The 12,425-nt window shown below is 69.6% G+C and carries 13 protein-coding genes and 1 pseudogene; 3 read left to right on the top strand and 11 right to left on the bottom strand.

What is annotated here, in order from left to right:
- Nucleotides 1–246: 246 nt before the first annotated feature.
- Genes ACFWIC_RS23495 through ACFWIC_RS23485 form a run of 3 tightly spaced genes read right to left on the bottom strand, consistent with a single transcriptional unit; the run spans nt 247 to nt 1,707 of the window.
- Nucleotides 247–924 carry a pentapeptide repeat-containing protein gene (locus ACFWIC_RS23495; RefSeq protein WP_380519937.1) on the bottom strand — a complete coding sequence of 226 codons (678 nt, stop codon included), beginning with the start codon at nt 922–924 and terminating at the stop codon, nt 247–249.
- Nucleotides 925–943: 19 nt separating this feature from the next.
- A complete protein-coding gene (locus ACFWIC_RS23490; RefSeq protein ID WP_380519936.1) occupies nt 944–1,240 on the bottom strand; it encodes a hypothetical protein in 297 nt (98 codons plus the stop codon).
- Nucleotides 1,237–1,707 (bottom strand): DUF6313 family protein, encoded by a 471-nt coding sequence (locus ACFWIC_RS23485; protein ID WP_380519935.1) that lies wholly within the window; start codon nt 1,705–1,707, stop codon nt 1,237–1,239. The genes ACFWIC_RS23490 and ACFWIC_RS23485 overlap by 4 nt, the downstream gene beginning before the upstream one ends.
- Before the next feature lie 444 nt (nt 1,708–2,151).
- Between ACFWIC_RS23485 and ACFWIC_RS23480 the strand changes: the two genes are divergently transcribed.
- The 3 genes from ACFWIC_RS23480 (at nt 2,152) to ACFWIC_RS23470 (ending at nt 4,600) form a co-directional block, all read left to right on the top strand.
- The gene (locus ACFWIC_RS23480; protein ID WP_380519934.1) at nt 2,152–2,550 is read left to right on the top strand and encodes a hypothetical protein; all 399 of its coding nucleotides are present in this window, start codon (nt 2,152–2,154) and stop codon (nt 2,548–2,550) included.
- A 151-nt stretch (nt 2,551–2,701) separates the two neighbouring features.
- Complete coding sequence (locus tag ACFWIC_RS23475; protein WP_380519933.1) at nt 2,702–4,156, top strand: NF041680 family putative transposase; 1,455 nt, start codon at nt 2,702–2,704, stop codon at nt 4,154–4,156.
- Nucleotides 4,157–4,204: 48 nt separating this feature from the next.
- Nucleotides 4,205–4,600, top strand: a complete 396-nt coding sequence (locus ACFWIC_RS23470) for a contact-dependent growth inhibition system immunity protein (protein ID WP_380519932.1) — start codon at nt 4,205–4,207, stop codon at nt 4,598–4,600.
- Between the two features lie 140 nt (nt 4,601–4,740).
- Here the strand turns inward: ACFWIC_RS23470 and ACFWIC_RS23465 are convergent, their stop codons facing one another.
- From ACFWIC_RS23465 to ACFWIC_RS23430, 8 genes and pseudogenes are all read right to left on the bottom strand, one after another.
- Nucleotides 4,741–5,286 (bottom strand): transposase, encoded by a 546-nt coding sequence (locus ACFWIC_RS23465; RefSeq protein ID WP_380519931.1) that lies wholly within the window; start codon nt 5,284–5,286, stop codon nt 4,741–4,743.
- 76 nt (nt 5,287–5,362) lie between these two features.
- Nucleotides 5,363–5,977, bottom strand: coding sequence for an SMI1/KNR4 family protein (locus ACFWIC_RS23460; protein ID WP_380519930.1), 615 nt, complete (start codon nt 5,975–5,977; stop codon nt 5,363–5,365).
- Between the two features lie 25 nt (nt 5,978–6,002).
- The gene (locus ACFWIC_RS23455; RefSeq protein ID WP_380519929.1) at nt 6,003–7,142 is read right to left on the bottom strand and encodes a tyrosine-type recombinase/integrase; all 1,140 of its coding nucleotides are present in this window, start codon (nt 7,140–7,142) and stop codon (nt 6,003–6,005) included.
- 17 nt (nt 7,143–7,159) lie between these two features.
- Complete coding sequence (locus ACFWIC_RS23450; RefSeq protein WP_380519928.1) at nt 7,160–8,362, bottom strand: hypothetical protein; 1,203 nt, start codon at nt 8,360–8,362, stop codon at nt 7,160–7,162.
- On the bottom strand, nt 8,359–9,429 hold the full coding sequence (locus tag ACFWIC_RS23445; RefSeq protein ID WP_380519927.1) for a tyrosine-type recombinase/integrase: 1,071 nt from the start codon (nt 9,427–9,429) through the stop codon (nt 8,359–8,361). Before ACFWIC_RS23445 ends, ACFWIC_RS23450 begins: the two co-directional genes overlap by 4 nt.
- A 79-nt stretch (nt 9,430–9,508) precedes the next feature.
- Nucleotides 9,509–9,697: pseudogene (locus tag ACFWIC_RS23440) on the bottom strand (transposase); the annotation flags it as partial.
- 80 nt (nt 9,698–9,777) lie between these two features.
- A complete protein-coding gene (locus ACFWIC_RS23435; RefSeq protein WP_380519926.1) occupies nt 9,778–11,010 on the bottom strand; it encodes a sensor histidine kinase in 1,233 nt (410 codons plus the stop codon).
- Nucleotides 11,011–11,200: 190 nt separating this feature from the next.
- On the bottom strand, nt 11,201–12,001 hold the full coding sequence (locus ACFWIC_RS23430) for a DUF817 domain-containing protein (RefSeq protein WP_380519925.1): 801 nt from the start codon (nt 11,999–12,001) through the stop codon (nt 11,201–11,203).
- Nucleotides 12,002–12,425: the final 424 nt, after the last annotated feature.

Here is a 12,425-nt window from a genome sequence, read left to right as displayed (position 1 = left end):
CCCCCGGGTGTGACTGGTCGAGGGTCGAGGGTGGATCCTGTCCCGGGGCGGGTCAGTTGATCTGGTCCGGCACACTGGCGCCAACGCCGAGGGAGGAGGCCAGATGATGCACCTGCACCCGGCGATCGTTCGCCTGACCCGGATGGTTTCGATCTCAGCTTGTGCTTTAACCAGCGATCACATCGCAGTCTGCCCTGGGCAGTTCGATGTCGTTGCACCAGCGCGAGCGGGTGCGGCCCGCCCTGGTCACACCGGCACTGCGCTGCGGTCCGGCGACGAGCCTCCTCGGACGCGGTACACGCCGGGCGCGATCTCGTCCGATTCGGCGAGCATCTGTTCGGCGATCTCTGCGGGCCACACGGTGCTGTGAAGGCTCCAGACCACCGAAGTCAGGTTGGCCCCGGTCAGGTTGGCCCCGGTCAGGTCGGCCGAAGTCAGGTTGACCCCGAACAGGCTGGCCCCGAACAGGCTGGCCCCGAACAGGTTGGCTCCGGTCAGGCTGGCCCCACCCAGGTCGGCCCCGGTCAGGTTGGCCTCGGTCAGGTTGGCCTCGGTCAGGCGGGCTCCGATCAGGCGGGCCTCGAACAGGTTGGCCCCGGTCAGGTCGGCCCCGGCCAGGTCAGCCACGGTCAAGCGGGCTCCGATCAGGCGGGCCCCGGCCAGTCGGGCCCTGCTCAGGTCGGCCCTGCTCAGGTCGGCCCCGGCCAGGCGGGCGTTCTCCAGGTTCAATCGTTCACCGGGAGCGCGAGGAAGTGTGAGGCTGACTGCGGGGGCGGGGGCCTCCTGCGGTGCTTCCTGTTCGGCGCGTTCGACGATCGCGCGCGCCGTCTCCGTCAGGGCAGCGGCGGGAGCGTCCGGGCACGCGAGGAACAGCACGCCGCGCAGTACCTCGCTCGCTCGTGTCATCTCGTCGTCGTCCACCACGGTCTCCACGGTAGGGCGGTCATGTCAGGCCTGCACAGATCGGGCACTGCGAGCCGGGGGTGCGCTCCCAGGTGAGCAGAAGGCCAAGTCCGGAGTTCTCGGTGAAGCGGAGTCTCTGCTCCGGGGTCTGCTTCTTTTTCGGTGCGGCGTTGTTCAGCAGGTAGGTCAGGAGCCGTCGCCAGTGGTCTTCGGCGCGTTCCCAGTCCGGCACCGGGCCGGGGCCCGTCGCCGTCCCGGGCGGGTGCAGGTCGCCGAAGGCCAGGACGGCCTTCTCGACGTCGCCGCCGCGCTTGTGCAGTTCGTGGAGGCTGATCACGGGTTGCTCCCGCCCGGCGGCGGGGGCGCGGGCATGGAGAGCTCACGGACGCGGTCGAGGACCTGCTCCATCGGCAGGGCCTGGCGGGCCTGGATCTGCGCGGTGACGAGATACCCGGCCATGCCCCCGACGAACGACGGGATCGCGGCCCAACCGGTCACCGCCAGCAGCCACGCACACCACTGCGGCCGCACCGCGGCGGGCGACGTGATGCCCACCATCACGTTGTACGCGTTCACCCACCCCGTCAGGAAGCCGTTCAGCACGAACAGCGCCACGCACAGGGCCAGCACCCAGCTCGCCCGTGTCAGCAGCCAGTAGGGCAGCCGGCCCAGCGCGTGCCGCTGCGCCCACCAGTCGCGCAGCTTCCGGGCTCGGCTCGGGGCCGGTGGGCCGGGTCTCTGAGGGGGAACGGGCGGGGCCGCAGGCGGTGGTGCGGGCGGCGGTGGTGGTGTCGGCGCGGGCACGCCCACACGCTAGCCCTTGCTGGGCCGCCCGCGCGGCCTAACCGGAGGATCCGCCAGTGCGCGCGACGGGCCCCGGCCGGGGCGCGATCCACCAGATGCGGTGGGGGTAGGGGAGGTAGACCTTCCAGGCACCGGTGCTGCGCTCGCGCCAGTACGGGGGCCGGCCGGGGTCGCCGGCGTGGTCAATGATCCGCAGCAGGGTCCGGCCGATGTCGGGGCCGGGGCGGTGGGTCCAGGCGGTGGCGGAGCGGTGGAACTGGCTGCTTGTGCGACCTAACGGCTTGGTCCTCGTCAGCCTGCCCATCAGCCCTTAGCTTGTGATCTATCCATCGGCGTCCTGGCCCACTGAAGTTGGGCCACTGCATGGTTGGTGCCACTTGACCTTGAACCGCCCAGACCAGGGCCTGACGGGGCAGTGTCAGTATCGTGCTGGATGATCCGGCCATGCTGATTGCGACCAACGAGCGTGGCCACGTGGTGAAGCACGCCACCAAGCCCGCCATCGGGACGATGCTGGCCAACCTGCGGCGAGGCAACGCCCACATGGTCGTGGAGCGGGTGGACGGGGAACGGTCCGGCGACTGGTACATCCAGGTCCTGCTGTGCGAGAACAACACCTACCAGCTCGAATACCGGAACGGAGTGGCCGAGCAGCACTTCCAGACCCTGACCGTGTCCCAGGAGAAGGTGCTCACGGCGTTGCTTGGCTGGGCTGCCGCGAAGCCGGGCTGGCAGGACGGCTTCATGTGGAACAACATCGGCGAGCAGTTCAGCTCCAAGGGCCACGCAGCGCCGGAGTCGACCGACGGCATGAAGCAGGCAGCGAAGCCCAGAGCCGTCTGACCAGGGCGGTCAAGATCCGGTGGCACGAGACGAGCGGCCTTGAACAGGTCGATCTGGCAATCACTCGTCCGGGTGTTTTCGGGACAGCGGAACGGTCCTCGCGTGACCCTGAACTCGACCAAGAGTTTCGGGACTTGAGGCAAAGGCCGCGATGGTGAGTCTGGTGGAACAGGGCTGGGTGGACGAGCCGTTCGCCGCAGCGTCTCACTTCCGGGAGGACTTCTACGGCTGTCTCACTGCCCGCCGGGACGAGCTGTTCGAGCTGACGGACGCGTTGCTGTGTGCGGACGGTCCGGTGACGTCGCCGGTGGAGCTGACGCTGGTGGCCGAGCACCGGCGTGGGCACGGGGCGCTGTACGACGCGCTCAACCACGGCAGCCTCGACGTGGTGCGGCTGCGGAGCACGCTGGCCGCGCTGCCCCAGCCGAAATCCGCCGACGGCCGGCTCGTCTTGGCCGTCGACGTGAGCAACTGGCTGCGGCCGGACGCCGAGTGCAGCCCAGACCGGCTGTTCTGCCACACCTTCGGCCGCGGCCGCGACCATCACCTGATGATCCCGGGCTGGCCGTACTCGTTCGTCGCCGCCCTGGAGGCAGGCCGCACCTCCTGGTGCCAGCTTCTCGACGCTGTCCGCCTTGGCCCCGCGGACGACGTCGCCGAGGTCACCGCGGTCCAGGTCCGCCGCGTGGTCGAGAACGTCATCGCCGCAGGGCGCTGGGGTGAGGGCGATCCGGATGTCCTAGTGGTCTTCGACGCCGGCTACGACGCCCCACGCCTAGCCCACCTGCTGAAGGATCTGCCGGTGGAAGTGCTGGGCCGGATGCGCTCCGATCGGGTCATGCGACGGCCGACACCCACACAGTTGGAGTACTCCCTGGCCTATCCCCAGGGCGGGCGCCCCCCGAAGCACGGCAAGGAGTTCCGCTTCGCCAAGCCCGAAACCTGGGGCGCACCCGACACCGTGACCGTCCAGGTCACCGACCGCTACGGCACGGCGTCCGCGATGGCCTGGGACCGCCTGCACCCGCGACTCACCACCCGCTCCGCCTGGATCGACCACGACAGCGAACTCCCCCTCATCGAGGGCACGCTGATCCGCCTTCAGGTCGACCACCTACCCGGCGGAGGCGACCCGCTACCGCTCTGGCTCTGGTCCTCGGCCACCGGCCTCAGCGGCCCCGCTGTCGATCTGCGCTGGCAGGCGTTCTTACGGCGCTTCGACCTGGAGCACACCTTCCGCATGATCAAGCAGACACTCGGCTGGACCCGCCCCAAACTCCGCACACCAGAAGCGGCGGACCGCTGGACCTGGCTGATCATCGTCGCCCACACCCAGCTCCGCCTCGCCCGGCCACTCGCCGAGGACCTACGCCGGCCGTGGGAGCGGCCCGCCGAACCGAACAGACTCACCCCGGCCCGGGTCCGGCGGGGGTTCAGGAACATCCGCCCGACCTTGCCCTGCCCCGCCCGAGTTCCCAAACCCAACCGGCCAGGCCCCGGCAGACCACCCGGCTCGAAGAACCGGCAGCCCGCCACCCGCTATGACGTGGGCAAAACCGTCCGACGTCCCGAAACCATCAGCGAACGCGACCGAACCAGACCATAAAGGACAAGCTCAGACCGCGTTTGAGATCTGACGTGGGACGATCGGTCGGTGACTCGACTCGTGGACCGTGACCGCTCTCTTGAGGAGCTTGAGTGTGACCGCTGGCTGGCCCCATCGGGCGGCGAAACCCGCCTGATCGCGACCGCTCGCGAGCTTCGGCGCAAGCCGATCGGCGGCCTGACGGTCGAGGACCTGCGGCTGCTGATCAGGCAAGACATCGGTCTTGCCTACCTCCTGCCGCTGGCGGTGGAGGTCCTGTGGGGCGACCCACTGGCGGAAGGCGACATGTACGAGGGCGATCTGCTGGCAGCCGTGCTCACCAGGAGTACGAAGGCCTGGACCGAGTGCCCCGAACTCCGGCGGGATGTCCGCCTGATCGTCTCGCAGTTGGCCGACGTGCCGCCTGCCCTGAAACGCGAGGTTGAGGAGTTCTTGGCTCTGTAGCTCGCCGACAGCAGCTGCCGTCAGTGCGGTGCCGACAGGCTGTCTACGAAGGTTGCGGCACGAGCGGTCGAGGGCCGGGACTCGCCGCGGCCCGGCCCGGGTGAGTCGGCGGACCATGATGCCGATCATCGCCCAGCGGATCATCGTCCCGGAGTGGGCCGGGCTGGTCTCGTAGTCGCGGGCGAGGCGCCGGTGGGCGGTGAGCCATGAGGTGTGCGCTCTACCGCCCATCGCTTGGGCTTGACCTGGAAGCCGTGCCGGTCGGGGTCCTTGCGGACGATCTCCAGGTCGCGGCCGAGGACCTGGGCGGTCCATTCGACCAGGCGGCCGGCGAAGCCCTGGTCGGCCCAGACCTTTTTGACGCCGGGGTGGTCGAGCCGGGTCCACAGCAATGGCTGCTTCGCGCCGTCGCGGTCCTGGATGCTCGCCGCGACGACGTGGACGGCCAGCAGCAGGCCGAGGGTGTCGGCGACGATGAACCTCTTGCGGCCCTTCACCTTCTTGCCCCCGTCGAAGCCCCTGGTCTCGACGGGGACCGTGTCGGCGGTGCGGACGGACTGCGGGTCGATCAGGCCCGCGCTCGGCTCCACGTCACGGCCGTCCGCCTCCCGGACACGGCCGCGCAGAGCGTCATGGATCCGCTCGACGGTGCCGTCGTCGTGCCACCAGGTGAAGTACCAGTACACCGTCGGCCACGGCGTTCTGTGGAATCTGCGTTGTCAAGCCTGTCCGGATGTGACGGTGGCTCAGCCTTGGTAGTGCTCAGCGGGGGAACGCATCTGCGTAAGGATCGGGCTCGTTAGTGAAGGGGTCTCGGCGGGCCTTCCAGCGGATCTGCTGCTCGCGCCAGTGGACGAATCCCGGCGAAGGGTCTCCCCAGAGGGAGGCGTCGCTCAGGGGGCATGCAGCGAGGTCGGCAGTGAAGATCCGCAGGAGGAAACGGGCCATGCCGCAGTCGAACAGGGTCCAGTCTGCGGACCTGCCACAGACCAGGACCGGCCAGCGGTCGGGATCGGGGTCGGTGGTGATCCAGCACAGGAGATCAGGCCCGACGGTTGTGCCCCAGGGGAGGATATGAGCCGGGTCCACGTCGGGACGCCGTTGCGCCGGCGTGCTCTCCCAGGTCCCCTGACCACTGGAGACGCGGTCTTCAATGGCATCGGGCTCCCATTGGATGCCGTCCTGGTGAAGAGGAAGGAAGACGTCGAGCACGCCGTCGATGCCGCCGCCGCCGTAGACGGACATGAACGCCTTGTAGTCGCTGGGCAGTGCGATGCCCAGCCGTTCCTCGACTGAGGGCCAGTCCATGGCCTCGTCGACGCCGAACGTCGGAGCCATGAGCTGGGTCAATGCTGCGATATCCGGGTGTTCAGTCACGGCCTCAACCTTCCAGTCGGCGGGCTCAACCTAGCGGCTCCCGTCGAGAACATGACCGGCGGGTGCTCCCCCCGTTCCACGGATCGGCCTCGATGATCGGTAGTCGTATGGCGCCGGGAGGAAGGTCGAGCTCGCGTGGTGTGGGCCCAGCCGGTGTCGGGACATCAGCAAGGCGTTCGAGAAGGCGGTCGAGTGCGGCTTGCCCGTCGTTGACGGCAGCGCGTTCGTCGTCGGTGAGCGGGATGGCCGCGAGCATCTTCTGCAGGTTGTCCTTGGCCTCCAACAGTTGGCCTTTGCTGGAGGCCTTGGGCGTGTAGAAGTCGCAGCGCGCGCAGGCCATGTGGTGCTGGCACTGTTCGAAGAAGGTGTGAGTGCACCAGCCGTGGCCGAGGTCGTAGTACTGCCAGGGCTCGCCTGCGGCCGCAGCGCCGGAGGCGACAGCGTCGCGGTCGACGAGGACCTCGATGGTGCGGACGTTGCGGGCCAAGTACCCGGCGTCGTTGTAGGCCCTGGCCAGGGTGTTCGGGGTGATCTTCGCGTAGTGGGCGGTCGCCTCGGGAGTTCGGTGACCAAGCCATTCCTGCAGCTCGAAGAGGGTCATGGGCTCCTTGGCGTTGTAGAGCTGGCTGGCGATGGTGGACCGGGCCCGGTGGCTGGTGATGTTGCCCCGGACGTCGGCGGTGGGGACCCCGGCCTTGCGGCAGAGCATCGGAATGACCGCTGTGTTGATGTAGTGCTTGGCGACCCGGCGGGCTCGGTGGGCGAACAGGAAATCCGCGAACTCGCCGGTCTTGGGGTCAAGCATCGGCGGCTGCACGGGCCTGACGGCTTGCCATGCCTCGATGGCCTTGCCCAGGAGCGGGTCGACGGGTTTGGTGAAAGCAGTGCCGGTCTTGTGAGTGGGCACGTCGAGCAGGCAGATCGCGTCGCGGGCGAGAACCTCGCCCGAGTCGCCGGGGATGGGCATCCCATCGTGCTGCCAGCGGATGCAGCCGACCCGGAGCCGGGTAATCTCGTCACTGCGCTGGCCAGCGAACAGCCAGACCAAGGTGATGGCGCGGATCAGCTCGACCGGGTAGGTGCGGCCGTCTGCGGTCGGCAGGTCACCCGGCTCGACGTTCAGGCCGGCCCACATCAGCTTGGCCCAGATGTCGTCGGCGATCACCCGCGGGTCCGGGCCCATCAGCGTGCGGACGCTTCGGGGCGTCCGAAGGGATGGGCGGGGTCGAACCGGCGCGGGATCCACTCCCATTCGTGCAGGTCGCGGAAGAACGCGCGGGGCACCTTGAGGTATCCGGACTTCGACTCCGCAGTGAGCGGTTTGCCCAGGCGGCCCTGCGAGCGCATGCCGTGCGTCCACTGGGAGAAGTCGCCGACGGCCATTCGGTCGACTGCCGCGACCCAGGATGCGCAGGTCTGCCGGGTCCACTGCGCGGGCTCGGTGATCTCGGGGTGCTCGGCGGCTAGCCAGCGGCCGATCTTGGCGAGCACGCTGCGGTAGCTTCTGCGGATCTTCGGGGTCAGCGTTGAGGTCGTGTACCAACGCTCGACCCACCCGGCCCACGCGGCCGGCGCTCCCTCCAGCGCTGCGGGACCGGCTTCGTGGACGGATGGCGGCGGATCCGCGTGGCCTAGCGCGGCGACGGCCCGGTGGATACCGTGGAGATCGGTGCCCCACTGCCCGCTCATGGCCGGGCTTTCGCGCAGTGCGGCCAGGGCCTCGGTGGACAGATCCTCCAGCTGGGGGCTGCGGTTCAACAGCAGCACCTGGCTGATAGCCGCGGTCAGTTTCTCGGCGTCGCGGCGATAGCCCCAGTCGGCCAGGACCGCGCAGATCTGCTGGATCGCCGCGTCGACGACCTCCGCCCCGAAGACCCGGCGGGCCAGGCTCGGCCGCATGAACCGTCCGAGCCGGTCGAAGGCGGTGAACTCGCCGATGAGATGGGCGTAGGCGATCACGAACGGCCGGGCGTTGGGGCCGATCTGCCCGCCCCACGTTCGACGGAAGTTGGCACCGTCCGTGTCTATCAGGTCAACCCAGTCGTGCACTGACCAGCCCCAGAAGGCCCGCCGCAGTTCGCCGCAGCGCAGGAGCACGAGTCCTGCCGCATCCCGGGCGTACCGGCCCTGATGCCGATCGCCGGGCGGCCAGTGCAAGGCGTTGAAGGCGTCAATCAGCGGCCTGACCAGCCGGGCGATCGGCCGCAGCGGCACCGCCTCGGTGAGATCGTGCTGCCGGAGCTGATCGATGCCGAGCGTCCGCAGTGTCTCCGCCTCGGCCTCTGTGAGCAGGCCGTGTCGGTCGTAGCGCGCGGGGTCGATCGGCCATGCCCACGCCGGAGTGCCGGTCGGCCGTATGCCCGTCGGGCCCGGTCGCGCGGTCACTTGGCGACCCTCCCTGCGTCCTGGGCGGCCCGGGTGAGCATGTCCACGCGCCAGGAGTGGATCTGCTGCATGCCTCGGTTCAGCTTCTCCGCCAGGTCCCGGCCGGAGAGGTGGATGTAGGCCAGTGTCGACTCGGTGCTGCGGTGGCCGGCGAAGGTGGCGATGGCGTGCAGTTCCCAGCCCATCCGGGCCAAATCGGTCAGGCACAGATGCCGCGTGGTGTGGGTCGAGAAACGGGGCAGGTCGGCGGCGAGCGCCACGCGACGGATCACCTTGGACCAGGTCCAAAGGGTCAGCGGCTGGCCATAGTTGCGGCGCGACTCCGACAGGAACAGCGGTCCGCGGGCCCTGCTGATCGTGGCCCGGTGCGCGAGGTAGCCGGACAGCAGCACCCCGGTGGCGGCCGAGTACGGAACGACGCGCTCGCGCCGGGTCTTCGTTGTCTCGGCGCGGACCCGCAGCGTCCGATGCGCGGGATCGAGGTCGTCGGTCCGCAGCGAGCACAACTCCTCGCGCCGCAGGGCCGCGTCGTAGGCGAGGGCGAGCATCACGCGGTTCCGGACCGGCTCGTCACGCACGACGTCCAGCAGATCGAGCCACTGCTGTTCGCTCGGAATCCACGGCAGCTTCGTCAAGCGCGGGACCAGGCCGCGCTGATGACCGCCGAACTTCCGGCCTGGTGTGTAGCGGCCGCGGCCGACCGGGTTGGACTCCCGCAGCCCCTCCTCGATTAGGTAGTCGTAGAACAGCCGCACCGGCACCAGCCGCTGCTGCAGGGTCGCGTTCGCCAGGCCGACCCCGGAGTCGATCGCGACGACATTAGGCCCGCGACGGCTCGGCCGTGAGCTCAGGTCTTTCACGAACGCGGCCACATGCAGCCGATTCGCGGTGACCGGGTCGACCTCATCGCGCTCGCAGACGAGCAGGTACTCGGCCAGGCCTCTCGCGTACGCGTCGATCGTCCGCGGCGCCCGCCCCAGATCCGTCCACACCTTCAGCCACTCAGCCGCCCGCCCATGCCGGCCCAGGACCGGCCACTTCTCCTCCAACACCACCGCGCCGCCCAACAGGTCTCCTCAGTACGTGGAAACGCCGCAGGATACGAGGCGCACCCTGTAGCGCTTGATTCCACGTAACTACTAGGAGGTCCTTCGGCAACTGCCGCCAGGCACACCCGGTGCGGACCACGTAGAAGATCGCGTCGACGATCCGCCTCCGCGGGTGCTTCTCCCGTCGACCGCCCTTCGGACCCACCCGCGCCGGCGGCAGCAGCGGCTCCACCAGCGCCCACTGCTCATCCGCCAGGTCCGACGGATACCCCACCCTCAACACCACTCACGGTGAGCTCAACGAACCCCAGCAAGGGGACACGACAGATCTCAAACGCGGTCTCGATCCGGCGGGGCCGGCGGGGGTCAGAGCGGGACGCTGGCGAGCATCCGGAACCGGCCCGTCCCGGCGTCCGGGACGGTCAGCTCGCCGTCGTGGGCGGCCAGGCGCTCGCGCAGTCCGCGCAGCCCCGTCCCGCTGCCCTGGGACGGGATCGGCACGGCCGGCACCCCGTCGTTCTCCAGCTCCAGCACCGCCCGGTTCCCCTCGCGCCGCAGCCGGATCGAGCAGTGGGCGGCCTCGCTGTGGCGCAGTATGTTGGTGGTGGCCTCGCGGATCACCCAGCCGAGCACAGACTGCACGGGCAGCGGCAGTTCGTCGGCGTCCTCGCCCAGGTCGATCGCGCAGGCCACGTTGGCGGCGCGCAGGACGGCCCGGGCGCCGATCGCCTCGGCGTGCAGGTCCGCCGTGCGGTAGCCGCGGACGACGTCCCGGACCTCGCGCTGGGACTCCTGGGCGATCCGCTGCACCTCGGTCATCTGGTCGGCGGCCTCCGGCCGGCCCCGGCGGGCCAGTTGGACGGCGAGCTCGCTCTTCAGCGCGATGGTGGTGAGGTTGCGGCCCATGACGTCGTGCAGGTCCCGGGAGAACCGCAGCCGCTCCTCGGCGACGGCCAGCCGGGCCTGGGCCTCGCGGGCGGCGTCCAGCTCCCAGACGACGGACTGCAACCAGGCGAAGCTGCGGCAGCTGAAGCCGACGGCGGCGAGCGTGATCAGGTTGCCGAGCAGCAGACCGGCCGTGGTCGGGGCGCTGAGCCCGGCCAGCAGGGCCGCAGGGACGATCAGGAGCTGGGCCACCGCCCCGGCGAGGCACGCCCGGCCCACCGGCAGGCCCACGCTCGCCGGGCAGAAGGCGCTGGCCAGCAGGGCGGAGACGACCACGGCTGTGAACGGCGGCGCGTACGGACTGCCCGGCCCGCCGCCGGCCGGGCCGAGCAGCAGCACGGCCCAGGAGCCGGCCACTGCCACGACGCCCACGGCGACGAGCCAGCGCAGGTGGTCGGTGGGCCGCTTCAGGTAGTGGTCGAGTGAGGTGCGCAGGGCCCGCAGGGTCAGCAGGGTGGTGCCCAGGACGACGACCAGGCAGACCCGGGCGATGCCGTCGGTGTCCGGTTGGACGTCCGGGGCGGCGGCGATGGCCAGCATGATCAGCGGGAGCATGACCAGCGGCACGAGGTAGAGCGACCAGCGGAGGTAGAGCTCGGTGCGCTGCGGTTTGCTGTATCCCTTCCAGAGGCGCCTCGGCGTCAGGACGGCCATCTCTTCCGTGCCCCCTTCGATCAGGATTGTGCCGTGCTCTTCCTATCAGTCGGGGGAGCGGGATTTGCCGCGGTCAGGGCCACTCGCTCCGAGTCGCTCAGCACCGGGCCCCGCTTCCCGGCCGGCATCCGCGACCACGCCCCGGCGTCGTGAACCTGCCGGGCCCCGCTGGGTGGGGCAGGAAAGCCTGTCAAGGAGAGCGCGGACTCTTGGGCGGTCGAAGTCTGCCGATCGTTGCCAGGACGAACGTGACACTGATCAGCAGCGTCCATGCGCCGATCTTCGCGGGAGCGACGGGCTCCCAGCCCTGTAGCTGGTGGGGGTACCGCCAGGCACCGGAGTAGGTGGCCAGGTTCTCCGCCAGCCAGAGGAAGAAGCCGATGAGGAGAAACGACAATGCGAGAGGCATGCGTCGCCGGTCGCCGCGGACGCGGTAGCTGACCGTCGTGCCGGCGGTGACCGCCAACAGCATGGCGGCCAGTGGCCAGCGCGCGTCGGGCAGCCAGTGATGGGTGAAGAAGTTGACGTAGATCAAAGCCGCAACCACAGCTGTCGGCCAGCGGCGGTAGCGGGTGAGCCGCAGGTCGAAGAGGTGCCAGGCACGGCACACGTAGCTGGCGACAGCCGAGTAGAGGAACCCCCCGTACAACGGGACGCCTCCGATCTTCAGTACCGCCGGCTCCGGATAGCTCCACGAGCCGAGGTGCACCTTCACCAGCTCGAATACCAGTCCGATGACGTGGCAGACGGCGATGACGGCGACGTCGCGACCAGTCTCCCAGCCGCACCGCCAGAACGTCAGGGTGAGCAGGATGCCGTAGACGACGAGTATGTCGTAGCGGGCCAGGGGCAAACTCGGCAGCGCGGTGGAAGCCGCCACACCTGCGAGCAGCGCGATGGCGTAGGCACAGGCGCGGGTCTGTCTCCAGGCGAAGTCGGTGAGCTCTCGACACAGCTGGGCCAGGTAGCTGGCGGGGGTGGTCACGTGCATGGGTGGCGGTCCAGAGTCGTTGGTCCGACGCGTCACCGGGTACTCGGGGACGGCGGCGCTTCACGTGCCGAGCCCGCAACGCGTACCAGCGGCCTGCGCTTCCGTAAGGTCTGCTGCTCCAGGGCTCGAACAGGCGGGTGGGTCATCGGGAGGGCCGCGGCTCCGCAACCGGTGCTTCGAGGCCTTGGGGTGGTCACATCCTCCGGTGTCAAGCGGCGGGCGTCGTCAGACTCCTTGCCGATCAGCTGTCATCCTGAAGTCGTACTGAACGGAAGCGCGCCCTGCCGGCGGCGGTTGAACCGCCAGGCACACAGCCGCGACCCGGTGGACCCGACCGTCCAGGAGGTCCGCCGCCTTCTCCGGGCGCAGGCGAATCCTCCGAACGCAACGCCGAGCGGACTGCTTCACCGGCGGCCGGAATGCC

Origin of the sequence: Kitasatospora sp. NPDC127035, from assembly GCF_042726075.1 — a bacterium.
Classification (GTDB): Bacteria; Actinomycetota; Actinomycetes; order Streptomycetales; family Streptomycetaceae; genus Kitasatospora.
Note: the sequence above shows the minus strand (reverse complement) of the source record. Positions and strands in the feature narration are given on the sequence as shown.